Origin of the sequence: Novosphingobium lentum NBRC 107847, assembly GCF_001590965.1 — a bacterium.
GTDB lineage: Bacteria > Pseudomonadota > Alphaproteobacteria > Sphingomonadales > Sphingomonadaceae > Novosphingobium > Novosphingobium lentum.
Genome location: NZ_BCTW01000015.1, coordinates 58,130 through 81,364 on the forward strand (window position 1 = coordinate 58,130; position 23,235 = coordinate 81,364).

The window sequence follows — 23,235 nt, forward strand, 5'->3', positions numbered from 1 at the left end:
CCTGCCAGTTATCCTCCGCGAGGTTGGCTGGGCTCCTGCCTGCGCAGGAGCGACGGGGTTGAGAATGCGGGGACATGCTATTGCGTGTCCCTGACCGGAGCGCACGCCCGTGTCGCGCCTGACGAATTACCGTGTGACAATTCCGACTCGCGCTTTCCTGTGCCATAGGCACAATCGATGATTCCGCGCTTTGTCCACGCTGCTTTTGCCGTCGCGTTGTTCGCCGGCGCCGCGCCGTCCGCCTTGGCACGCCTGCCCGATACCTTGTCCGCGCGAACGATCGATGGCGCCACCGTCTCGCTCGCCTCAACGCACGGGCAGGTGCTGGTCGTGAACTTCTGGGCGACGTGGTGCGCGCCGTGCCGGGCGGAGATGCCTGCGCTCGATGCGGTCTATCGCCGCCATCGCGGGCAGAGCATGCAGATGGTCGCGGTGTCGCTCGATGCCGGGGCTTCGACCGCCAAGCTCGCCACGGCGACGCGTGGGTTCGCGTTCCCGGTGGCGCTGATCGCCGAGACGAAGATCGCGCGCCGGGCGATCCCGACGCGGTTGCCGGTCACGCGGATCTATGGTCGCGATGGGCGGCTGCGCTACGATTCGGCCGAGCTTGGCGGGCGGGCAATGACCGAGGTGGAACTGGAGCAGGTCCTGGCGCCGCTTCTGGCCGAAGCGGCGCCATCTAACCGATGATCCCCTAAAGCCGCAGCTGCAGCCCCACCGATGTGCTGAAGCGCGGCACCAGCTGGAAGCCGTTAACGCGGCGGTAGAGCGGCAATTGCATGAAGGCATAAGCCGACACGCGCGGGCTGATGCTGGCCACAAGGCCCGGTGACACGTTCAGCAGGTCTCCGCCGCTGTTGGGCCGGTCCGAATTGTCGCCGCTGTCCCTCGCGCTGGTGCGGAAGTTGACTTCGACTTGCGGGGTGATCCCGCGCCAGCCGGTGTACTGCAGCCCGGCCGAAATGTCGGCCGACGCGCCGGGCTTGTAGAGTTCGCGGCGGTTCAGCGCGACCTGGCCCTGCACTTGCACGATGTAGTCCACCGTCGGCGCCAGCGTCCCGAACGCATACGCGCCGACGGCGACCTGGGTCGTGCCGGTGCCCGGCTGCAACCCGCGATCGACCGGGTTGCCCGCTTCGGGGCCAGAGCGGAACGCTTCATGAAAGTGCCCGGTGGGCAGCACCAGGCCTGCCTGCAGCCCCACGATCCGGCCCGGCGAACTCAGCCCCTGCCAGCGCGCGGTGATGCGCAGGTCACCGACGCCCTGTGCGCGCGAGAAGCTGGGGTCGGTCTCGCCCTCGGTCACGGTCCGGTGCGGGCGAGTGACGATCGGCAGCTGGACATTGACGCCCCAGTCGCTGGCGAACTGGTGGTCGATGCTGGCGGTGACGACGTGGTTGTAAGTGTAGGCCTCGATCTCGCGATCGTTGGGCAGCGCCTTTTCCGCGTCGGTCACCGCGCGGGTATCGGTGTGGAGCAGCGTTTGCGGGATGTAGTCATAGCGCAGGCCCACGGTGGTGCCGGGCTGGCTGACCAGCCCCTGGCTCAGCCAGTCGGAGGTCAGGGTGCAGCCGCAACTGGCGCAAGCATGGGCGGGGCTGGCGGCAAGCATGGGCGCAGCCAGCAGCGCGCCGCCAAGCGCGGCTGCGCGGTGTGTCATGGTCATCGGTCGTATCCTCGATCCGGCCCGCATCGGGGCAGGCCGGTGGTGCGCGAACGCGCAAAAAAGGGGTCAGGTTGGCGAGGAAACCAAACGGGGAGGGCCGCGCAACGGCGGTCTCAGGCGCGGAGCTGTGCGCGGTTTGCGGCGCGCGACGGGGCGCCAGCCCATCGCAATGATGTAGGCGAGCGCCACCGCCAGCAGCACGGCATCGGTGCCACCGATCACGGGCAGCGCCGCGGCGGCGAACGGGCAGGGCGTGTCGGCGTGGGCAGAATGGTGACCTTTGCCGCCGTGGCCCATGGCGCCGTGATCCATCGTGGCATGGTCCATCATGGCGTGGTCCATCCCGGCAGTCGGCATCGCCGTCGCGAGCGGGGCCTGCGGGCCATAGCCCGAGCACAGTTCGAGCGTGACCGACCCGTCGACCAAGCCCGGCATGTAGCCCGCCGGGACCAGCACCCGCACCATCAGCGCAAGCGCAATCACAGCCCATGCGGCCATCGGCGTGGCGATCAGGAGATGGCGCACGCGGTGCATGCGGGTGCCTTACTGCCCAGCCATCGACGTGTCACCGCACGATTGGTTCAGCGCGGACGCAGGCGATCGCGGTTGAGCTGGGCGACGCTGGTGATCCCCATCAGCTTTGCGCCGCGTTCGATTTCGTCGCTGAGGATGGTCAGCGCGCGTTCGACGCCGGGCTGTCCGGCGGCGGCGAGCGCGTAAAGGTACAGCCGCCCGCCCGATGCGGCGGTGGCACCCATGCTCAGCGCTTTCAGCACGTGCGTACCGCGCCGCACGCCGCCGTCGCAGATGATCTCGATCTCGCCGCCCACCGCGTCGACGATCTCGGCCAGCTGGTCGAACGGGGCGCGGCTGCCGTCCAATTGGCGGCCGCCGTGGTTGGAAACCATGATCGCATCCGCGCCAATCTCAACCGCGCGGCGCGCGTCGGCCACGCTCATCAAGCCCTTGAGGCAGAACTTGCCGCCCCACTGGTGGCGGATATCCTCGGCCACTTTCCAGTCCATCGACTGGTCGAGCATCGAGTTGAAGTAGTTCTGGATCGAGATCGGCTCGCCGGTGCCCGCGCTGATGTAGCTGTCGAGGTTGGGCAGGCGGAACTTCTCGCGGAACACGTAGTCCATCGCCCAGCGCGGCTTGATCGCATAGCTCAGCGCCGATGATGCCGTGAAGCGGGGGGGCGAGGTGAAGCCGCTGCGCAGGCAGCGCTCGCGCTTGCCCGAGACGATCGTGTCCACCGTCAGCGCGATCGCGTCGAACTTGGCCGCCTGGCAGCGCTCGATCAGCGAGGTGTTGAGCCCTTTGTCCTTGTGGACGTACAGCTGGAACAGCTTGGGCGTGGAAATCGCCTCGCCGATCTGTTCGATGCTGACCGTGGCGAGGCTGCTGATGCCGAACCACAGCCCGAACTTTTCCGCCGCCTTGCCCACGGCCATTTCGCCCTGCCAGTGGAAGATCCGCTGGAGCGCGGTGGGCGACAGCATCAGCGGCAGCGGCGTGGTCTTGCCCATGATCGTGGTGGACAGGTCGATCGTTTCAACGCCCGCCAGCACATCGGGAACGAGATCCCACGACGCGAAGCTTTCGGTGTTGCGCACGCGGGTCAGCTCGTCGTCCGCAGCGCCGTCGATGTAATCGAACACGGGCCACGGCAGGCGGCGGCGGGCTAGCTCGCGAAAATCGGCGACGTTGTGGCAATCGGTCAGGCGCATGGTTAGCGCGATAGCTATGAATGGCGCGCGCGCAAACCCACGATAAAGGCCAGCCATCCGGATCGCGTCGTCCCGGGGTTGACCCGGGACCTCAAGCGGCCAAGCGTTGTCAGGCCAGAGGTCACGGATCAGGTCCGGGACGACGTGGATCGGGACCTAGCGGTGCTTGCGGCGAACGACCTTCTTGTGCGCCTTGACCGGGGTCGCGGCGCTGTCGCTGCTACCGACATTCGATGCCAGCGCCGATCGCGCCGGGTAGCCGCAGCCGCGCTGCTGGCCCACGCCCTTGAGGAAGGCGCGGCGCACCGACCCGGCGTAGACGGCGGCCTGCACCTTGCGTTCCTGCGCGTTGGCGCCGGACAGTTCACGGATCACGCCACGGAACGGGATGAACGAGCCGACCACCGATTGCGCGACGCGGCCGGGATTGACGCGCTCGTTCTTGGCGGCCGCGACGTCGATGTCATCGCCCAGCACGGCGTCCAGCTGCCGCACCGCGCCGCTCAATCGTGCGCAACTGCTCATCCCTGCCAGATCGTAGGGATGGTCCTCTGCGGTCAGCAGCAGCTGCGGGATGTTGTCCTTCTTGAGGTTGAGATCGGTGACCGGGGTCATCGCGACGTCACCGGCGGAAACCTTGCCGTCGTTCATCGGCTTGGGCGCCTCGGTTTTCGACTGTTCGGAAGACGATCCCTTGTCCTGGACGCGGGCTTGGGCCGGAACGACCAGAAACGCAGCGGCAGCGGCCACCGATAGAAGTGCAGTACGCATGAATATGTGCCCCAACGATAAAGTTGCTTGGCACTGTTACGCGCGGGGCGGCGCAAGGTTCCGTTCCGCCGGTTTTCCTGCACCTCCTACCGCTTGATGTCGGCGAACGTGTCGCACTGATCCTCGTCGCCGGTCTCCAGCCCCTTGCGCAGCCACTGCATGCGTTGCGCGCTGCTGCCGTGGGTGAACGCGGCCTCGACCGGGCGCTGGCCGGCGCCTTTCATCAGCGTATCGTCGCCGATCTGGTGCGCGGCGTTCAGCCCGCTTTCCATGTCGCCCGGATCGAGCCGGTCCTTGTTCCGGGCCGCCCACACCCCGGCATAGCAATCGGCCTGCAGTTCCAGCCGCACCGACAGCTGGTTCGCGGCGCCGGGATTGGATTGCTGCGCGCTGCGGATCTGGTCCGACGTGCCGAGCATGTTCTGGATGTGGTGGCCATATTCGTGCGCGATCACGTAATCGCGCGCGAATTGCCCGCTTGCGCCCAGCCGCTGGTCCATTTCCTTGTAGAAGTCGGTGTCGAGGTAGATGCCCTGGTCATTGGGGCAATAGAACGGGCCCATCGCGCTTTGCGCCGCGCCGCAGCCCGATTGGCCCATCTGCGAATAGAACACCAGCTTGGGCGGCGTGAAGGCGATGTTGGCCTTCTGGAACAGCGGGCCCCAGGTCTTGTTCAACGATGACAGCGCGTTGCAGCTTTCGTGGCTCAATGGATCGATGTTGCAGCTTTCGGCCGCGGTGTGGCCGCCGGTGGTCTGAACCTGCCCGGTGTCGGCGCCCTGCATCTGGCCGAGCATCTGGCCGGGATCGACTCCGAACACCACCGCCGCGATCAGCGCAATCACGATGCTGCCGCAACCGACCTTGCCGCCCGCACCGCCGAGCGAGAACCCGCTGCCGCGCTGGTCTTCAACGTTGATGGAATTGTCGAAATCGTCGAGTCGCATCCGCATCCCCCGTTTTGCCGCTGGACAAGCCGTGCGCCTGTCGCGATTGCCGTGATCACTTCTTGCACACAATAACCGGAGTTGGCGAATGTTCCTCAAGGACAAGTGCGCACTGATCACCGGATCGACGTCGGGCATCGGGCTTGCTTATGCCAAGGCGTTCGCGGCCGAGGGCGCCAATCTGGTCATCAACGGCTTCGGTGATGCCGCCGAGATCGCGACGATCTGCAAGGAACTGGCCGTAACCAGCGGCGGGCGGGCGATCCACAGCGCCGCCGACCTGACCAAGCGCGCCGGGACCGAACAGATGATGGCCGATGCCGTCGCCGCGTTCGGCGGGGTGGATGTGCTGGTCAGCAATGCCGGGATGCAGCACGTCGCGCCGGTCGAGGAGTTTCCGGTCGACAAGTGGGACGCGATCATCGCGCTCAACCTCACCGCCGCGTTCGATGCGGCGCGGCTGGCGATACCGCACATGAAGGCCAAAGGCTGGGGGCGGATCATCCAGACCGCGTCGGCGCATTCGCTCACCGCGTCGCCCTACAAGGCGGCGTACGTTTCGGCCAAGCACGGCCTGGCCGGGCTGACCAAGACGCTGGCGCTGGAACTGGCGACGTTCGGCATCACCGCCAACTGCATCAGCCCGGGCTATGTCTGGACTCCGCTGGTCGAAAACCAGATCCCCGACACGATGAAGGCGCGCAACATGACGCGCGAACAGGTGCTCAACGACGTGCTGCTGGTGCGCCAGCCGACGCGCCAGTTCGTGCTGCCCGAACAGGTGGCGGCGATGGCGGTGTTCCTGTGCAGCGACGCCGCCTCGCAGATCACCGGCGCGAACATGAGCATGGACGGCGGCTGGACGGCCGAATGAACCGGCAAGCGTGGGCATGCTATTAATTGCCGTGCCTTTAACAAACTGAAATAGCGATATTTCCGCGCGCGAGTGCAACAAAGCGGACCATTGGGAACTTGCGCCCGCCCGATGGTTTTGAGACTCTGTGATGCGATAGGGCGTGGGGATACGGCGATGAGTCGTTGTGGCAGATGGCAGGGGGTCTGCGGCGCGCTGGTCGCCGTGGTTGCCGTCGTGCTTTTGACTGGTGCCTCCCCGCGCCGCGAAAAGCCGCTCGAGGCCACGTTGCGCGCGCACATCGCGACGCTGGCGAGCGACGATTTCCAGGGCCGCGAGCCGGGCACCGATGGCGAGACCAAGGCGCTGCGCTACCTCGCGCGGCAGTGGTTCGACATCGGGCTGGAATCGGGCACCAACGATCCGGGCCACGCGTGGTTCGCGCCGGTCGATCTGGTCGAGCGCACGCCGCTCGGTTCGCGCGCCGTGTTCATGCGGGGGAAGCGCCGGGTCATCGCGCCCGAGGGACAGGTCTATGTCGTAACCTCGGGCATCCGCAGCCTGGTCGAAAGCGCTCCGGTGCTGTTCGTGGGCCACGGCACGGGCGCGGTGCCCGCACGGCCCGAACTGTCGGGCCGCATCGCATTGATGCTCGACAGTCTGCCGCCGGGGGTCACGGCCGATCAGGCGCCCGACCGGCAGGGGCGCCTGCTCGATGGCGGCGCGGCGGCGGTGATCACCGTGCTCGACGATACGCGCACGATCGATGGCGTCGTCGCCCGGCGGCAACGGTCGGGCTATGCGCTGGCGGGTGACCGGCTGGGCAGTGACATCGAGGCGTTCGTCAGCCCGGCGCTGGCGCAACAGATGCTGGCTGCAGGCGATACATTGGCGGGATTGCGCGGGCGGGCAGAGGCCAAGGTGTTCGTACCCGCACTGATCGGGATGACGGCCACGCTCGAGGCGACGAGCAAGGAAACGCGGATCCACACCCACAACCTGATCGGCAAGCTGGAGGGACGCGATCCTTCGGCGGGCGCGGTGCTGGTGGTGGCACACTGGGATCATTTCGGCATCTGCGCGACGCCGCCGGCCGAGGACCTGATCTGCAACGGCGCGATCGACAATGCCAGCGGATTGGCCGTGATCACCGAGGCGGCGCGCGCGCTGTCTTCGGGACGTCCGCTGGATCGCGACGTCTATTTCCTCGCCACCACCGGCGAGGAACTCGGGCTGCTCGGCGCGCAGGCATTTGCCGAAAACCCGCCGGTGCCGCTGGCCAGCATCGTCGCGGCGTTCAACGTCGACAGCGATGCGCTGGTGCCCGCCGGGCGCCCGGTGGCGATCATCGGGCGCGGCATGACCGGGCTCGACCCCGAGATCGAGAAGGTCGTGCGCCAGATGGGCAAGAAGCTGGCGTCGGGCGATGCCGCCAATGCGTTCGCCCGCCGGCAAGACAGCTGGGCGCTGCTGCAGCACGATATTCCAGCGGTGATGGTGTCGACCAGCTATTCCGACATGGAGCGCGTCGATCGATTCATGGAAACGACCTACCACCGTCCATCCGACGAACTGCGCCCCGATCTCGATCTGGGCGGCGCGGCGGACGACGTGGCGCTGCAGGTCGCGCTGGTGCGCGATTTCGCCGATGTGAAGCGCTATCCGGGCAAAATCGTGCGCGTCGTTCCGGGCAAGCGCTGACGCCGGTGTCGCGCCGCCGGCGCCATCCGGGCGAGCAATCCGTCAGCCCGGTGGTTACCCCCTAGCCGACTGCCCCCCGCTTGGTTACATGGGCCGCCACGATTCTTCAGCGGGACAACCTGTGGCACGCAACCTCGACATTCCGATCGGCCTTACCTTCGACGACGTGCTCCTGCGTCCGGCGGCCTCGGACATCGTGCCGATGCAGGCCGATACGCGCACGCGACTGACCGCATCGATCTCGCTCAACATCCCGGTGATCTCGTCGGCGATGGACACCGTGACCGAAGCCGACATGGCGATCGTCATGGCGCAACTGGGCGGCATCGGCGTGCTCCACCGCAACCTTTCGGTCGAGGAACAGTGCGCCGCCGTCCGCGCGGTGAAGCGCTTCGAAAGCGGCATGGTGGTCAACCCGATCACCATCGCGCCCGACGCCACGCTGGGCGAGGCGCAGGCGCTGATGCTGGCCAACCGCATCAGCGGCATTCCGGTGGTGGAACGCGACGGCAAGCTGGTGGGCATCCTCACCAACCGCGACGTGCGCTTTGCCGCCAATCCCCTGCAGCCGGTCAGCGAGTTGATGACTCGCGACAATCTGGCGGTCGTGCCGCTGGGCACCGGTCAGGAAGAAGCGCGCCGCCTGCTGCACGCCCGCCGCATCGAAAAGCTGCTGGTGGTCGATGATGCGTTCCACTGCGTCGGCCTGATCACGGTCAAGGATATCGAAAAGGCGGTCACGTTCCCCAACGCGACCAAGGACGCCACCGGACGCCTGCGCGTGGCCGCAGCGACCACGGTCGGCGAAAAGGGGCTCGAACGCACGCGCGCGCTGATCGACGCCGATTGCGACGTGGTGATCATCGATACCGCGCACGGCCACAACCGTGACGTCGCCCGCGCGGTGGAGGCGGTCAAGAAGCTGTCGAACTCGGTGCAGGTGATCGCGGGCAACGTCGCCACCGCCGAGGCGACGCGCGCGCTGATCGATGCAGGTGCGGACGGCATCAAGGTCGGCATCGGCCCGGGATCGATCTGCACCACGCGGATCGTCGCGGGCGTGGGCGTGCCCCAGCTCACCGCGATCATGGAGAGCGCCGAGGAAGCCGAGAAATCGGGCGTCCCGGTGATCGGCGACGGCGGCCTGCGCACCTCGGGTGATGCGGCCAAGGCGCTGGCGGCGGGGGCATCGTCCATCATGATCGGATCGATGCTGGCGGGCACCGAAGAGGCTCCTGGCGACACCTTCCTGTACCAGGGCCGCGCCTACAAGTCGTATCGCGGCATGGGCTCGGTCGGGGCGATGGGGCGTGGCTCTGCCGATCGCTATTTCCAGGGCGACATCAAGGACCAGATGAAGCTGGTGCCCGAAGGCATCGAGGGTCAGGTGCCGTACAAGGGGCCGGCCAAGGACGTGGTCCACCAGCTTGTCGGCGGGATCAAGGCCGCGATGGGCTATACCGGTGCGGCGACGATCGACGATCTGCGCAGCAATTCGCAGTTCGTGCGGATCACCAACGCCGGCTTGCGCGAAAGCCATGTCCACGACGTGACCATCACGCGCGAGGCGCCCAACTATCCCTCGCGCTGAGCTGTGACTCCCGCCGCACGCGTCCAAGCGGCGATCGATATCGTCGATGCCGTGGCGCAAGCTGCAAGGACCAACGGCGCCCCCGCCGATCGCGTGGCGGGCGAATGGTTCCGCACGCGCCGCTTCGTGGGATCGAAAGACCGCCGCGCGATCCGCGATCTGGCCTGGTCGGCGATCCGTGCCTGCGGCGATATTCCCGCAACGGGCCGCGCCGCGATGCTGCGGCTGGCGACCACCGACGACACGCTGGCGGCACTGTTCGACGGAACGAATTACGGTCCGGCAGCGATCGGCGAGGACGAGGACGTGGCCAGCGGCGGGGTCGCGCCGGGCTGGCTGATCGAACGGCTGGCTGGGTCGGGGCTATCGACCGAGGAGCAGGTGGCGCTGCTCGATCGCGCACCGCTCGATCTGCGCGCCAACCGGCTCAAGATCAGCCGCGAGGAACTGGCGGCCGCTCTTCCCGTCCCGGCGGAATTTACGTCTGCGCCCGATGGCTTGCGTCTGGCAGCGGGCACGGCGGCGGAAAGCTGGCCCGCGTTTGCCGAGGGCCTGTTCGAAGTGCAGGACACCGGCAGCCAGCTGGCAGGCGCCGCGCTCGATGTTCAGCCGGGCGAGGCGGTGATCGACCTATGCGCCGGGGCGGGGGGCAAGACGCTGGCGCTGGCCGCCGCCATGGACAATCGCGGCATCCTGCTCGCCTGCGATACCGATCGCACGCGACTGCAACGGCTGCCCGCACGGGCAGAGCGTGCGGGCGCGATGGTCGAAACGCGGCTGATCGATCCCAACCGCGAGCTTGCCGCATTGGCCGATTGGCACGACCGCGCCGACGCCGTGCTGATCGACGCACCGTGTTCGGGCACCGGCACCTGGCGCCGCCATCCCGACGCGCGCTGGCGGCTGAGCCCGGCGGCGATCGATCGCTATGCCGCCACGCAGGCCCGGTTGCTGGAGATTGGCGCGCAACTGGTCCGCCCCGGCGGCAGGCTCGGCTACATCACCTGTTCGCTGCTCGACGCTGAAGGCACCGACCGCATCGCCGCGTTTCTTTCCGCGCACCCGGGTTGGCGGTCCGACCCGATTTCATGCCCGTTGGGCCGGGCGCATGGAACCGGCTGGCGGCTGACGCCGTTGCACGATGGAACGGACGGGTTTTTCTTCGCAACGCTCCGGCGACTGTGATAAATTCCATTGCCATGGACGCCGGACCTCATACCCTGGGCTTTCGGCTCAAGGAGTACATTATGCGCTTTGCCCCCGCTGCCCTTGCCCTTTCCCTGCTGGCGGCGGTCACGTCCAGTATCGGCTATACGAAAAACGCCGACCCGGTCGATCCGCGTGCCCAGTCGCTGCTCGACAATGGGCGGGCGCTGCTGGCGCGGGGCGATACAGCGGCGGCGACGGATTCGTTCGAGGCCGCGCTGGCGGTCGATCCCGGCTACATCGGCACGTACCTCGCGCTCGGCGATGCCGCGCGCCATAGCGGCTTGCAGGGCAAGGCGATCCATTATTACCGCGTGGCGCTGGACCGCGATCCCAACAACCTCGCCGCCATTTCGGGCGAAGGCGGGGCGATGGTCGAAAAGGGCGCGCTCGACAAGGCCAGGCGCAATCTGGCCAAGCTCGAAGGGCTATGCGGCAAGACCTGCAGCGAAACGCAAGTGCTGGCGTCGACCATCGCGCGCGGTCCGCTGCCCAAGGTGGTCTCGGCGCAGGCGGTAACCCCCAAGCCGGTGGTCGAGGCGAACTGACGGGTTGAGGGCGGGCTTGCCAAAACTGGGCCTAACCCCACCACCAACCCCGCTCGTCCTCAGCTTGTCGAAGGGCGCTGTGCTTAGCTTTCGCTCACATGCCGGGACCCTTCGACAGGCTCAGGGTGAGCGGGGGGCAGGGCCCTGACGCCCCACGCCCTCAAATCAGCGGGCCGAATTCCTCCAGCACCTGACGGTAGACGCGGCGCTTGAACGGCACGATCAGGTCGGGCAGCTCGTGCGGCTCCACCCAGCGCCACTCGTTGAATTCCGCAGGATCGTGCGCGTCGAGCACGATGTCGGCGTCAGATCCGGCAAAGCGCAGCAGCAGCCACCGCTGACGCTGCCCGCGAAAACGCCCTTTCCACAGCCGGCCCAGCAACTCCTCGGGCAAGTCGTAGAACAACTCCTCGCGGGTTTCGGCGATGATCGTTACCAGCGAGGAGGCCACGCCGGTTTCCTCCGCCAGTTCGCGCATCGCGGCGGCGTGCAGTTCCTCGCCATCGTCGATCCCGCCTTGCGGCATCTGCCAGGCGTCGCCTTCCTTGTTGTCGATCCGCTTGCCCACGAACACCCGCCCGGCGTCGTTGACCAGCATCACGCCGACGCAGGGCCGGTACGGCAGCGAGGCCGCGTCGATGGTCATGCCAGCAACAGCCGGATCGCGGCGAAAATGCGCTGCATGTCGTGCTGGCCCGAAGGGATCGCCTTGCGCAGCTGGGTGAAGCCGTGGATCGTGCCCTTCATCTCGAGGAACACCACGTCGGACCCGGCCAGCATCAGCTGGGCACCGTAAACCCGGCCGCTGTCACGGATCGGATCGAGCCCGGCGGTCACCAGCACCGTCGGCGGCATGTTCGCATGATCGCCGTGGATCGGAAACGCGCGCTTGCTGCCGCGCTGGGCGCCATAGCTGCGGCCGAACCAGCCCATCGCATCGGCGTTGAGCAGATAGCCTTCGGCAAAATCCTGGAACGACTGGTGATCAGGTCGTTCGTCGCTCAAGGGATAGATCGGCACCTGCAGCACGACCGGCGCGGCGGCGGGCTGTTCCATCAGCGCCTGCGTGATCACGATGGTCAGGTTGCCGCCCGCGCTGTCTCCCATCGGAATCAGGCCGGTGATGGTGCGGCCCAAAGCCTGCGGGCTGGCGGCGATCCAGCGGCTGGCCGCCTCGCAATCGTCGGGCGCGGCGGGGAACGGATGCTCGGGCGCCAGCCGATAGTGGACCGCCACCACGGGCAAATCGAGTTCGGCGGCGATTTCGGTGCACAAGTTGTGGTGGCTGTCGAGATCGCCGATGACGAAGCCGCCGCCGTGGAAGAACATCACCACCGGGCCGGGATCGCGTGTTTCGCGCGAATCGTACAGCCGCAGGGGGATTTCGCCGGCCGGGCCGGGGCAGGACAGGTCGCGGATCACGGCCAGCGGACGCGGATCGGCTTCGGCAAAGGCCTGCATCGCGTTGAACGAGGCCCGCGCCTCGCTTAGCGACATCGCGCTCATTTCCGGGCGCGCGAGGCCGTTCAGCAGATCGAGGAAGCCCTTCACGTCGGGCCGGACGAAATGCGACGGACGCTCGGTCGTTTCGGTGTCGCTCATGCGGATCTCCTCTAACCACAGGAATCGGTTCTGCACCCCTGCCTAAGTCGGCTTTTGCAACTTGACTAGGAGTGCCGAAGCGAATCTAGACCCAGCACCGGTTTGTTCAGCGATGGTTTTTCTACTTTGCGCGATAAGCCATCGGAGAATAGGCGACCGGCAGCGCAAGACCGCCAACGCGATTTGGGCGCATGACAGGTTGGCGCAGAGCAGGGTTCGGCGCATAACGGGGCGCAGCAGAGGATTTTCATGGCTACAGCACTTCTAGACCAGCCGGCTCCGCACGACGCGGGACGCTCGGCGACGGACGCGGTTGTCGTCCGTTTCGCGGGCGACAGCGGCGATGGCATGCAGCTTACCGGCGGTCAGTTCACCCTTTCGACCGCGCTGGCGGGCAACGACCTGGCGACGTTCCCTGATTTTCCGGCCGAAATCCGCGCGCCGCAGGGCACGCTGTTCGGCGTTTCGGCGTTCCAGATCAATTTCGGCTCGACCGAGATCGACACGGCAGGCGATGCGCCCGACGTGCTGGTGGCGATGAACCCGGCGGCGCTGAAAACCAACGTCGATGCGCTCAAGCCCGGCGGCCTGATCATCGTCGACACCGGTGAGTTCACCAAGCGCAACCTCGAGAAGGCCAAGTACGCGGTCAGCCCGATCGACGACGGCAGCCTTGAAAAATGGCAGGTGCTGGCCTTCGACATCAGCGCGCTGACGCTGGAAGCGGTCAAGCCGTTCGGCCTTGGCAACAAGGAAGCGCTGCGCTGCAAGAACATGTGGACGCTGGGGCTGGCGTTGTGGATGTTCGATCGCGACCGCAAGCCGCTGACCGACTGGCTCAACGGCAAGTTCGCCAAGAACCCGGTGCTGGCGCAGGCCAACATCGCCGCGCTCAACGCCGGGCACGCTTATGGCGAAACGGCAGAGCTGTCCGGCCCACTGAAGCAGCACCACGTCGCTGCGGTTGACAGCGCGCCGGGGCTTTATCGCACGGTCACGGGCGCCGAGGCGATCAGCCTCGGGCTGGTGGCGGGTGCACAGCTGGCCGGGCTGCCGATGTTCTTCGGCGGGTATCCGATCACGCCGGCGTCCGCGATCCTGCACAACCTGGTGCGGTACAAGGAATTCGGCATCACCACGTTCCAGGCCGAGGACGAGATCGCCGCGATCTGCTCGGCCATCGGCGCCTCCTACGCCGGACAGCTGGGCGTCACCTCGTCGTCGGGGCCGGGCATCGCGCTCAAGGGTGAGGCGATGGGGCTGGCGATCATGACCGAGCTGCCGCTGGTGATCATCAACTCGCAGCGCGGTGGCCCTTCCACCGGCCTGCCGACCAAGACCGAGCAATCGGATCTGTACCAGGCGATCTATGGCCGCAACGGCGATGCACCGCTGCCGGTGATCGCCGCGCGCAGCCCGTCCGATGCGTTCGAATGCGCGATCGAGGCGTGCCGCATCGCCACCCAGTACATGACCCCGGTGATGCTGCTGACCGATGGCTACATCGCCAACGCCGCCGAACCGTGGAAGGTGCCGGACCCTGCGTCCTTCGCGCCGTTCCCCGTCACCTACCTGACGACGCGCAACGGCGAAGACGGCGAACTGCTGCCGTTCAAGCGCGACGAAAAGGGTGCGCGGCCGTGGATCAAGCCGGGCACGCCCGACATGATGCACCGCATCGGCGGCATCGAAAAGGCGATCGACACCGGCCACATCGATTACTCGCCCGGCGTCCACCAGACGCAGACCGACGCGCGCAAGGCCAAAGTCGATGGCGTGGCCAGTGGCATCCCCGCGCAGGAGGTTACCCTTGGCACGACCAGCGGCAAGCTGGCGATCGTGGGCTGGGGATCGACTTATGGTCCGATCCACCAAGCGGTGCGCCGCGCGCGCCGGCGGGGGCTGGACGTCAGCCAGATCCATGTCCGCCATGTCTGGCCGCTTCCGGCAAATCTGGGCGACCTTCTTAGGGGTTACGACAAGATCCTCGTACCCGAGATGAACACCGGCCAGTTCAAGACGGTGCTGCGCGACCAGTATCTGGTCGATGCCCACCCGCTGACCAAGACCAGCGGCCAGCCGTTCACCATCGCGGAAATCCATGCCGCGATCTGCGAAGCGCTTGGCGCGCCGATCGAAGGCGAGTTCGGCGGCGAAGTCGATGCCGACACCACGCAACTGCCCAGCATCAAGGCGGTAAATCCATGAACGACATGACCCCCATCGCCAAGTTCCCGACGACGCTGAAGGACTGGGAAACCGATCAGGAAGTGCGCTGGTGCCCGGGTTGCGGCGACTACGCGATCCTCAAGGCGGTGCAGCGCACCATGCCCGAGATCGGCGCCGATCCGGCCAAGACCGTGTTCGTATCGGGCATCGGCTGCTCCAGCCGGTTCCCGTACTACATGGAAAGCTACGGCTTCCACACGATCCACGGCCGCGCCCCGGCGTTCGCCACGGGCATCAAGCTGGCCAACCCCGAACTCGACGTGTGGATCGTGACCGGCGATGGTGACGGCATGTCGATCGGCGGCAACCACACCATGCACTTGCTGCGCCGCAATCTCGATTGCCAGATCATGTTGTTCAACAACGAGATCTACGGGCTGACCAAAGGCCAGTATTCGCCGACCAGCCGGGTGGGCACGACCAGCCCGACGTCGCCGGGCGGCTCGGTCGATCGCCCGGCGCTGCCCTGCGCGTTCGCGCTGGGCTCGGGCGCGCGGTTCGTGGCGCGCGGGTTCGACGTGTCGAAGGAACTGCCGTCGGTGCTGAAAGCGGCGCACGCGCACAAAGGCGCGGCGTTCATCGAGATTTTCCAGAATTGCATCGTTTACAACAAGGACGTGTTCAACGATTTCGCCGCGCCCAAGGGTGCCGAGGATCGCCAGCTGTGGTTGCAGAACGGCGAGCCGATGGTGTTCGCCAAAGGCACCAAGGGCATTGCCCTCGACGCCGAAAAGCTGACGCTGACGGTTGTCGATGTGACCGATGGTGATTGGCAGGCGGCGGGCGTGATTGTCCACGATGTGACCAACCGTTCGGTCGCGCACATGCTGGTGGAACTGCCGTTCGGTCCGTTCCCGATGGCGCTGGGTGTGATCTACGACGATCCGCGCCCCACGTTCGAGGCGGCGGTGATGGAACAGAACCGCGTGGGCAGCGTGGGCAAGAAGCCCGACCTCGCCGCGCTGCTGTCCAAGGGCCAGACCTGGACGGTGGACGGCGAGCACCACGCGGGCTGATATTTACGTCGTCCCGGGCTTGACCCGGGACCGCTGGCGGCCAGGCGCCAACTCGCCAGCGGTCCTGGATCAAGTCCGGGACGACGTAACTTCCGCCACCACTTTCGCCGGGCGGTGAAGCGCCGCCGATGCCAGGAACGTCCAACCCGCGCCGCCCAGCCATCCGGCGGCCACGTCGCTGGGGAAGTGCACGCCCAGCCACACCCGGCTCACGCCGATCAGCACCACCAGCACCGTGGCGCAGGCCACCAGCGTGACCCGCACCGACTGGCGCGGGCTGATCGCCGCAAACGCCAGCGCGATGGCGAGATAGACCACCGCCGAATTGAAACTGTGCCCGCTGGGAAAGCTGAGCCCCGCCGCCTCGGTCAGGTGCGGGACGATCTGCGGACGCGCGCGGCCGACCAGTGCCTTGATCAGCGAATCGACGATCCAGCCACCGCCGATCGTACCCGCCAGCAGCACCGCCTCGCGGCGCAGGCGCAGGAACAGCAGCGCGACCAGCGCGGCGATGGCGAACAGGTTGCGCAGCAGCACGCCGCCGAGCGCGGTCATGTCGCGCACGCCTTCCAGCAGCCACGGTGGCCCGCCGGGGCGCAAATCGTTGCCCGATCGCCAGAACAGCAGTCCCGCGCTGTCGATCGCGCCGGTCCGGCCGGTCTGGACCATCGCCACGATCGCCGCGAAGCCGATCCAGCATACCGCGCTGGCGATCAGCGCATGACGCGGATCGATGCGGAACGTGCGCGCAGGAAGGGGGATGGCGGGAAGCGGAGAGGTTGTCATGCAAGGCGGAACCCTGCACGGGTCAGGCTGTTCCAGCAAGGACTGCGATGAAGGTTCAAGCATGACGGTTCACCAATGATCGGCCCCCGCATCGTCTGGCTGCGCCGGGACTTGCGGCTGCGCGACCAGCCCGCGCTCCACGCCGCCGCCGGTGAAGGGCCGGTGATACCGGTTTACGTACTCGACGATGCGCGGCCGGGCAGACACCGCATGGGCGGCGCCACGCGCTGGTGGCTTCACCATGCGCTGGCGGACTTGTCCGCAGAGCTGGCCGGGCACGGATCGCAGCTGGTGCTGCGGCAAGGCGACGCGGTGGCGCAGATCGCGCGGATCGCGCGCGAAATTGGCGCCTCAGCGGTCCACGCCATCCGCCATTACGAGCCGTGGTGGCGCGCGGCGGAATCCGAACTGGCCGATGTGCTTCCCCAAGGATGCGAGCTGGTGCTGCACGACGGCAACTATCTCGCGCCGCCGGGCAGCGTGACCACCGGTTCGGGCAGCGCCTACAAGATCTACACCCCGTTCATGCGCGCGCTGATGGATACGCTGATCCCGTCCGATCCGCTGACCATGCCGAGCCTGCAGGAACCGGCGAAGTGGCCTGCCTCCGACACGCTCGACGCGTGGCGCCTCCTGCCCGAACGGCCCGATTGGGCAGCGGGCTTCGGCAAGGCATGGACCGTGGGAGAACAGGCTGCGCACGACCGGATCGAGCACTTCCTCGATCACGTCGCGGCTTATGAAAAGGATCGCAATTTTCCCTCGATCGACGGATCATCGCGTCTTTCGCCGTTCTTGCACTTCGGTACGCTGTCTCCCCGGCAGGTGTGGCATGCGCTGTCGGGGCGGCGGGGCGAGGGCGCGGACAGCTTTCGCCGCGAGCTGGTGTGGCGCGATTTCGCGCAGAACCTGATCCTGGCCGAACCGCGTTATGCCACGCACAGCTATCGCGCGGCGTTTCGCGAATTCCCGTGGCGCGATCCCCGGAGCAGCAAGGCAGCGCGGGCAGACCTGACGGCCTGGCAGCGCGGGCAGACAGGCTATCCCATCGTCGATGCCGGGATGCGCCAGCTGTGGACGACCGGGTGGATGCACAACCGCGTGCGGATGATCGCGGCCAGCTTTCTGATCAAGCACCTGCTGATCGACTGGCGTCACGGCGAGCGCTGGTTCTGGGATACGCTGGTCGATGCCGATTACGGCAACAACGCTGCCAACTGGCAGTGGGTTTCGGGCACGGGCGTGGATTCCAGCATGTTTCCGCGGATCATGGCGCCGCTGTCGCAATCGGATAAATTCGATGCAGCGGGGTACATTCGCGAATGGGTGCCAGAACTGGCACAGCTTCCCGCTGGCGAAATCCACGATCCGCTGTTTCCCGTTGCCGGTTATCCGGCCAAGCTTATCGGCCATCGCGAGGCGCGCGAGCGGGCGCTGGCGGCCTATGCCCGGATCAAGGCATGATCGCACTTGCGCCATCACCAAGCGCATTGCCCAACGGCCTGCGCGAAGGCATAGCCGCGCGATGAACGCACACACGCCAGTCCGCGGCGGGCACCTGGTGAAGGGCGCCAAAGTCATTGCCGCCGGCACCGGCTGGATCGGGCGCGTGTTGTCAGGCCCGTTCCAGCGGCTGGTCGACCGGATCGACGCGCGGCTCGAACATGGGTCGATGCAGGCCGCGTTGCCCGATGGATCGCATCGGATGCTCGGCGGGCGGGGCGAGGGGCCTGCCGCGATCATCGAGCTGCACGACTGGCGGGCGCTGGTGCGGCTGGCCACCGGCGGCTCGGTCGGCTGGTATCAGGCGTGGGAGGCGGGCGAGTGGTCCAGCCCCGATCCGGTGCAGATTTTCGCGCTGTTCATGCGCAATGCGGGCACGCTGGGCGATGTCGCGCGCGCCAAGGGTCCGTGGCGGCTGGCGGTGCGCCTGCTTCATCGTACACGCGCCAACAGCCGCCGCCGCGCCGCACTCAACATTTCGGCGCATTACGATCTCGGCAACGATTTCTATGCGGCGTGGCTCGACCCGACGATGAGCTATTCCAGCGCGTTGTGGGCGGGCATCGCGCCCGACGCGCCGCTGGCGGAGGCGCAGGCCAACAAGGTTGGTCGGCTGGCCGCAAGGCTGCAACTGCAACCCGAAGCCCGCGTGCTCGAAATCGGCTGCGGCTGGGGTTACCTGGCGACGCGCTTGGCGCAGGACTACGGCGCGCAGGTCACCGCGATCAGCCTGTCGGACGAGCAGCTGGACTGGGCGCGGCGGATGCAGTCGGCCGACGGCGGTCCGGTGATAGACTTCCGGCACCAGGATTATCGCGACGTGGTCGGGACATTCGATGCGATCGCCAGCGTTGAGATGGTCGAGGCGGTCGGGCGCGAATACTGGCCGGCGTTCGTCGATTGCGTGGCGCAGCGGTTGAAGCCCGGCGGACGCGCGGCGCTGCAGTTCATCTCGATCCGCGACGATCTGTTCGATGCCTATGCCGCGTCGGCGGACTTCATCCAGACATTCGTGTTTCCCGGCGGGATGCTGGTGCGCGACAGCGAATTGCGCAAGCTGGCCGCCGACTGCGGGCTGGACTGGCATGACCAGCACGACTTCGGTGCCGATTATGCCCGCACGCTGGCGCAATGGCGCATCGCGTTCGATGCGGCGGTGGACGAGGGGCGACTGCCGGCGGGCTTCGACGCGCGCTTCGTGCGATTGTGGCAGTATTACCTGATGTATTGCGAAGGCGGTTTCGCCGGCGGCGGAATCGACGTGAGCCAGGTGACGCTGGTGCGCCGGGGCTGAGGGTTTACACCAGCCGGAACACACCGTTGCCGTGATACCGCTGCAGGATGTTGTCGTGCACGACCGGGCTGAGCAGGTTGGCGAACGCGCAGCCGACGATGCTGCCTTCCCACCACACCACTTCGGCCTGCAGCGCCTCCAGCCCGGGCAGCGTCAACCAGCACAGCGTCCCGGGATGCTGGCGCACCACCGCCGTTGCGGCAAATCCGGCCAGCGACAGATCCTGCACGATCGTGGGAAAGCCGCGCGATCCGGTGGGGCGCAGCGCAGCGGGAATATGGACCGTGTTGCGCAGCGAACAGCGATCATCCAGCACCGTCGTGTCGCGGCGAAAGGTTTTGGTTATGTCTTCCATGGGCACGGTCCTGCCGTTGGGGACATGGTACGTCCCGGGTTGCGCCCCTTTCGCAAAGTATAAGCGAACGCCGTTACCGGCGGTTTGCTAAGCCTGGTTAACCGTTTCGCGGTGTGGGGTGGCGAACCGTTCACCAAGCAGGGCGACAAGCCGGTCGGCCACCACTTCGGGCGGCTTCACGCTTTCGGGTGGCTCACCGGGATAGGCGCGAGCGCGCATCGCGGTGCGCGTCGCGCCGGGGTTGACGATGGCAACGCGGATCTTCGACACGTTCTGCACTTCCTGCGCATACGTATCGAGCAGCACCTCGAATGCCGCTTTCGACGCGGCATAGGCGCCCCAGTAGGCGCGCGGCGCGGTTGCCGCGGTGGACGTCAGCCCGATCACGCGCGCATCGGCGCTACGCTTCAGCATCGCGTCGAAGTTGGCGATCAGCGCCTGGGTGGACAGCAGGTTGAGCGTGACGGTCTTGTTGAAATCGCGCGAATCGATCTGCCACACCGGGCCCAGTTGCGGAAACGCCGCCGCACCGATCACCATGATGTCGAGCGCCTGCCAGCGCCCCGAGATCGCCGCCGCCAGCCGGGCGATGCCTTCGGGCTCGGTCAGGTCGACAGGGGCGATCGTGGCATGGCCGCCGGCCGCGAAGATCGCTTCCTCGACGGCTTCCAGTTCCTTGACCGTGCGCGCGGTGAGCACGACATGCGCGCCCGCCGCCGCCAGCGCACGCGCGGTCGCCGCGCCGATTCCGCGACTGGCGCCGGTGACAAGCGCCAGCTGGCCGTCAAACGGCCGGGCGGCTGCGGTGCTGGCCATTACGCGACCTTTTCGACGGGGAACGATAGCTGCGCGGGACTCTCGCGCTCACCCAGGTCGGTCAGCCGGGTGGGATATTCTCCGCTGAAGCACGCGTCGCAGTATTGCGGGCACGCCTTGTTGCGCTGTTGCTCGCCCACGGCGCGGTACAGGCCGTCGATCGAGACGAACGCGAGGCTGTCGGCCTGGATGAAATCGGCCATCGCCGCCACGTCCATCTGCGCGGCGAGCAGCTTGGACCGCTCGGGCGTGTCGACACCGTAGAAACAGCTGTGCTCGGTCGGCGGGCTGGCAATGCGCATGTGCACTTCGGACGCGCCGGCATCGCGCATCATCTGCACGATCTGCAAGCTGGTGGTGCCGCGCACGATCGAATCGTCGATCAGCACGATCTTCTTGCCCGCGACCAGCGCGCGGTTGGCGTTGTGCTTGCGCTTCACATCGGCATTGCGCGCGCCATCCGACGGCGTGATGAACGTGCGGCCGACATAGTGCGAACGGATGATGCCAAGTTCGAACGGGATGCCCGATTGCTGGGCGTAGCCGATCGCAGCGGGCACCCCGCTGTCGGGCACGGGGATCACCAGGTCTGCATCGGCAGGGCTTTCGATCGCCAGCTGCGCGCCGATCGCCTTGCGCACCCCGTATACCGAATGGCCGTTCAGCACCGAATCGGGGCGGCTGAAATAGACATGCTCGAAAATGCAGGGGCGCGCGGGCGTTTCGCCGAACGGACGGTGGCTGCGCACGTTGCCGTCGAGATCGACCTGCACCAGTTCGCCCGGCTCGACTTCGCGCAGATACGCGGCGCCGACGACGTCGAGTGCGACCGTTTCGCTGGCGAAGATCACGGTATCGCCGATCTTGCCCATCACCAGCGGGCGGATGCCCAGCGGATCACGGCAGGCGATCATGCCGTGGTTGGTCATGCAGATCAGCGAATAGGCGCCCTCGACCAGCCGCAGCGCATCGACGAAGCGGTCGAGCAGCGTGGGATAGCGGCTGGTGGCGACAAGGTGGATGATCACCTCGGTATCGGACGTCGACTGGAAGATCGCGCCCTTGCGCACCAGATCGCGCTTCAGATGCATTGCGTTGGAGATGTTGCCGTTGTGCGCGATGGCGAACCCGCCCGACGCCAGATCGGCGAACAGCGGCTGGACGTTGCGCAAGCCCGAACCACCGGTGGTCGAATAGCGGACATGGCCCGCCGCCATCATTCCCGGCAGTTCCGCCAGCGCGGACCCGGACGAGAAGTTGGCGGCGACATGGCCGATGCCGCGCCGCGAATAGAACTCCTGCCCGTCGAAACTGGTGATGCCGACGGCTTCCTGCCCGCGATGCTGGAGGGCATGGAGGCCGAGCGCGGTGATCGCCGCAGCGTCGCGCGCGCCGAGAATGCCGAAAATGCCGCATTCCTCACGCAGCTTGTCGTCATCGGCGTCCCACGGGGCAGCGTCGCGAAGGTCTGTGATGTTCATGCGTCCCATGGACTCGCGAGGGCGTCAGGCGCCGGCCACTGATCCGCGCATGTGGCGACGTTTGCCGCTAAAGGCAAGCGTCACGAAACTGTCGCGGTCGCATCGACCCCGGTCCTGCGACCGGCCGCACGGACGGCCCGGTCCGGTGCGCGCATGCCCCGATCGCGCCAATGCTGTAAGGTGCGTGTCATGATGAGCGCAGAAACGTGGCCCGCGATGACGATGCCCGGCATTTCTGAGCCCGCCGTGCGGACCGGCACCGGCGAACCTGGCGCATCTTTGCGTCAGGTCGAGATTGTCGGTCGCGTCGGCAACGGCTAGGCGCCAAGCCCATGCCTGCCGTGGATCTCCTTTCGTCGCCGTCGCGCTACCGCGCCTCGACTCGCAGCCGGCCCGTGGCGATCGTGCTGTCGCTCGCGGTCATCGTGGTGATCGCGCTGACGATGCTTCAGCTTGGCGCGTTCAATCCGTTGATCGATCGCCCGGGCGGTGCGCTGGTCGCGATCACGCTGACGCCCGATTCGCCCAAGCACGCGCAGGAAAAGCAGATGAAGTCTGCCGCGGCTCCGGCTGCCGCCATCAAGGTCGCCGTGGTCCACCCCCCCCCAGCGCGGCCGCCGGCGATCAAGCTGCCGTCGAAGAACACCATCCCCGACGTCATCGCGCTGTCGCACGACGAATTCGCCGCGTCGGACATTTCCAAGCTGGGCAACCACGGCGCGGGGTCGTCATCGAGCAGCGCGGGCAGCGGCGCCAAGGCTTATGGGCCGGGTCAGGGGCCGGGCGGCGCGCACCTGTATGCTGCGGAATGGTATCGCGAACCGACCGATGCCGAACTCCAGCCGTACATGCGCAACATGGGCGCGCCCGGCGACTGGGCGACGATCGCGTGCAAGACGATGGATCACTACCATGTCGAGAACTGCCAGTCGCTCGACGAATCGCCGCCGGGCTCGGGACTGGCGCGGGCGCTGCGGCTGGCGGCATGGCAGTTCCTGGTGCGCCCGCCGCGCGTCGATGGCAAACCGCTGATCGGCGAATGGGTGAGCATCCGTTTCAATTTCCGCCGCGAGGCTGCGCCCTCGGCGGGAGAATAGGCCACGTGCTGCTGCCTTGCGCAGCGGGGTGACGTCATGCCGC

22 protein-coding genes are annotated in these 23,235 nt (G+C 67.0%); 11 read left to right on the forward strand and 11 right to left on the reverse strand.

Annotation, left to right across the window (positions count from 1 at the left end; translation table 11 throughout):
• Positions 1 to 177: 177 nt before the first annotated feature.
• On the forward strand, positions 178 to 690 hold the full coding sequence (locus tag NL2_RS14090) for a TlpA family protein disulfide reductase (RefSeq protein WP_068076330.1): 513 nt from the start codon (positions 178 to 180) through the stop codon (positions 688 to 690).
• 4 nt (positions 691 to 694) lie between these two features.
• Here NL2_RS14090 and NL2_RS14095 read toward each other — a convergent pair whose 3' ends face one another.
• From NL2_RS14095 to ypfJ, 5 genes are all read right to left on the reverse strand, one after another.
• Positions 695 to 1,666: a transporter gene (locus NL2_RS14095; RefSeq protein ID WP_068076331.1), complete on the reverse strand. Its 972-nt coding sequence runs from the start codon at positions 1,664 to 1,666 to the stop codon at positions 695 to 697.
• A gap of 66 nt (positions 1,667 to 1,732) precedes the next feature.
• Positions 1,733 to 2,200 carry a hypothetical protein gene (locus NL2_RS14100; protein WP_068076332.1) on the reverse strand — a complete coding sequence of 156 codons (468 nt, stop codon included), beginning with the start codon at positions 2,198 to 2,200 and terminating at the stop codon, positions 1,733 to 1,735.
• Between the two features lie 47 nt (positions 2,201 to 2,247).
• Complete coding sequence (locus NL2_RS14105; protein WP_068076333.1) at positions 2,248 to 3,396, reverse strand: alpha-hydroxy acid oxidase; 1,149 nt, start codon at positions 3,394 to 3,396, stop codon at positions 2,248 to 2,250.
• Positions 3,397 to 3,552: 156 nt separating this feature from the next.
• A complete protein-coding gene (locus NL2_RS14110; RefSeq protein ID WP_157083178.1) occupies positions 3,553 to 4,167 on the reverse strand; it encodes a hypothetical protein in 615 nt (204 codons plus the stop codon).
• Between the two features lie 86 nt (positions 4,168 to 4,253).
• Positions 4,254 to 5,114: a KPN_02809 family neutral zinc metallopeptidase gene (gene ypfJ / locus NL2_RS14115; RefSeq protein WP_068076393.1), complete on the reverse strand. Its 861-nt coding sequence runs from the start codon at positions 5,112 to 5,114 to the stop codon at positions 4,254 to 4,256.
• Positions 5,115 to 5,202: 88 nt separating this feature from the next.
• Between ypfJ and NL2_RS14120 the strand changes: the two genes are divergently transcribed.
• From NL2_RS14120 to NL2_RS14140, 5 genes are all read left to right on the forward strand, one after another.
• Entirely contained in the window at positions 5,203 to 5,988 is a 786-nt protein-coding gene (locus tag NL2_RS14120) for a 3-hydroxybutyrate dehydrogenase (RefSeq protein WP_068076335.1), read from the forward strand.
• Positions 5,989 to 6,144: 156 nt separating this feature from the next.
• Positions 6,145 to 7,668, forward strand: coding sequence for a M28 family metallopeptidase (locus NL2_RS14125; protein ID WP_068076336.1), 1,524 nt, complete (start codon positions 6,145 to 6,147; stop codon positions 7,666 to 7,668).
• An 88-nt stretch (positions 7,669 to 7,756) separates the two neighbouring features.
• On the forward strand, positions 7,757 to 9,259 hold the full coding sequence (gene guaB / locus NL2_RS14130; protein WP_068076337.1) for an IMP dehydrogenase: 1,503 nt from the start codon (positions 7,757 to 7,759) through the stop codon (positions 9,257 to 9,259).
• Positions 9,260 to 9,262: 3 nt separating this feature from the next.
• Complete coding sequence (locus NL2_RS14135; protein ID WP_068076338.1) at positions 9,263 to 10,444, forward strand: RsmB/NOP family class I SAM-dependent RNA methyltransferase; 1,182 nt, start codon at positions 9,263 to 9,265, stop codon at positions 10,442 to 10,444.
• 62 nt (positions 10,445 to 10,506) lie between these two features.
• Positions 10,507 to 11,013 carry a tetratricopeptide repeat protein gene (locus NL2_RS14140; protein WP_245647694.1) on the forward strand — a complete coding sequence of 169 codons (507 nt, stop codon included), beginning with the start codon at positions 10,507 to 10,509 and terminating at the stop codon, positions 11,011 to 11,013.
• A gap of 160 nt (positions 11,014 to 11,173) precedes the next feature.
• Here NL2_RS14140 and NL2_RS14145 read toward each other — a convergent pair whose 3' ends face one another.
• Together NL2_RS14145 and NL2_RS14150 are read right to left on the reverse strand one after the other, a co-directional pair.
• Positions 11,174 to 11,659: an RNA pyrophosphohydrolase gene (locus NL2_RS14145; protein ID WP_068076340.1), complete on the reverse strand. Its 486-nt coding sequence runs from the start codon at positions 11,657 to 11,659 to the stop codon at positions 11,174 to 11,176.
• Complete coding sequence (locus tag NL2_RS14150) at positions 11,656 to 12,615, reverse strand: alpha/beta hydrolase (RefSeq protein ID WP_068076341.1); 960 nt, start codon at positions 12,613 to 12,615, stop codon at positions 11,656 to 11,658. The genes NL2_RS14145 and NL2_RS14150 overlap by 4 nt, the downstream gene beginning before the upstream one ends.
• Positions 12,616 to 12,864: 249 nt before the next feature.
• On the opposite strand from NL2_RS14150, the gene NL2_RS14155 reads away from it, so the two are divergent.
• Positions 12,865 to 14,823, forward strand: coding sequence for a 2-oxoacid:acceptor oxidoreductase subunit alpha (locus NL2_RS14155; RefSeq protein WP_068076342.1), 1,959 nt, complete (start codon positions 12,865 to 12,867; stop codon positions 14,821 to 14,823).
• Positions 14,820 to 15,860: a 2-oxoacid:ferredoxin oxidoreductase subunit beta gene (locus tag NL2_RS14160; RefSeq protein WP_068076343.1), complete on the forward strand. Its 1,041-nt coding sequence runs from the start codon at positions 14,820 to 14,822 to the stop codon at positions 15,858 to 15,860. Before NL2_RS14155 ends, NL2_RS14160 begins: the two co-directional genes overlap by 4 nt.
• 69 nt (positions 15,861 to 15,929) lie before the next feature.
• On the opposite strand, the gene NL2_RS14165 is transcribed toward NL2_RS14160, so the two are convergent.
• The gene (locus tag NL2_RS14165; protein WP_068076344.1) at positions 15,930 to 16,646 is read right to left on the reverse strand and encodes a phosphatase PAP2 family protein; all 717 of its coding nucleotides are present in this window, start codon (positions 16,644 to 16,646) and stop codon (positions 15,930 to 15,932) included.
• 75 nt (positions 16,647 to 16,721) lie between these two features.
• On the opposite strand from NL2_RS14165, the gene NL2_RS14170 reads away from it, so the two are divergent.
• Together NL2_RS14170 and NL2_RS14175 are read left to right on the forward strand one after the other, a co-directional pair.
• Positions 16,722 to 18,110: a cryptochrome/photolyase family protein gene (locus tag NL2_RS14170; protein WP_068076345.1), complete on the forward strand. Its 1,389-nt coding sequence runs from the start codon at positions 16,722 to 16,724 to the stop codon at positions 18,108 to 18,110.
• 61 nt (positions 18,111 to 18,171) lie between these two features.
• Positions 18,172 to 19,443, forward strand: coding sequence for an SAM-dependent methyltransferase (locus NL2_RS14175; RefSeq protein WP_068076346.1), 1,272 nt, complete (start codon positions 18,172 to 18,174; stop codon positions 19,441 to 19,443).
• Positions 19,444 to 19,447: 4 nt separating this feature from the next.
• On the opposite strand, the gene NL2_RS14180 is transcribed toward NL2_RS14175, so the two are convergent.
• The 3 genes from NL2_RS14180 to purF all read right to left on the reverse strand — a co-directional run bounded on the left by NL2_RS14180 (position 19,448) and on the right by purF (position 22,095).
• Complete coding sequence (locus NL2_RS14180) at positions 19,448 to 19,798, reverse strand: pilus assembly protein PilZ (protein WP_068076347.1); 351 nt, start codon at positions 19,796 to 19,798, stop codon at positions 19,448 to 19,450.
• A gap of 87 nt (positions 19,799 to 19,885) precedes the next feature.
• Positions 19,886 to 20,614, reverse strand: a complete 729-nt coding sequence (locus NL2_RS14185; RefSeq protein ID WP_068076348.1) for an SDR family NAD(P)-dependent oxidoreductase — start codon at positions 20,612 to 20,614, stop codon at positions 19,886 to 19,888.
• Positions 20,614 to 22,095: an amidophosphoribosyltransferase gene (gene purF / locus NL2_RS14190; protein WP_068076349.1), complete on the reverse strand. Its 1,482-nt coding sequence runs from the start codon at positions 22,093 to 22,095 to the stop codon at positions 20,614 to 20,616. The genes NL2_RS14185 and purF overlap by 1 nt, the downstream gene beginning before the upstream one ends.
• A gap of 332 nt (positions 22,096 to 22,427) precedes the next feature.
• Here purF and NL2_RS14195 point away from each other — a divergent pair, with 332 nt between their 5' ends.
• Complete coding sequence (locus tag NL2_RS14195) at positions 22,428 to 23,192, forward strand: hypothetical protein (RefSeq protein WP_068076350.1); 765 nt, start codon at positions 22,428 to 22,430, stop codon at positions 23,190 to 23,192.
• The last annotated feature ends 43 nt before the right edge of the window (positions 23,193 to 23,235 follow it).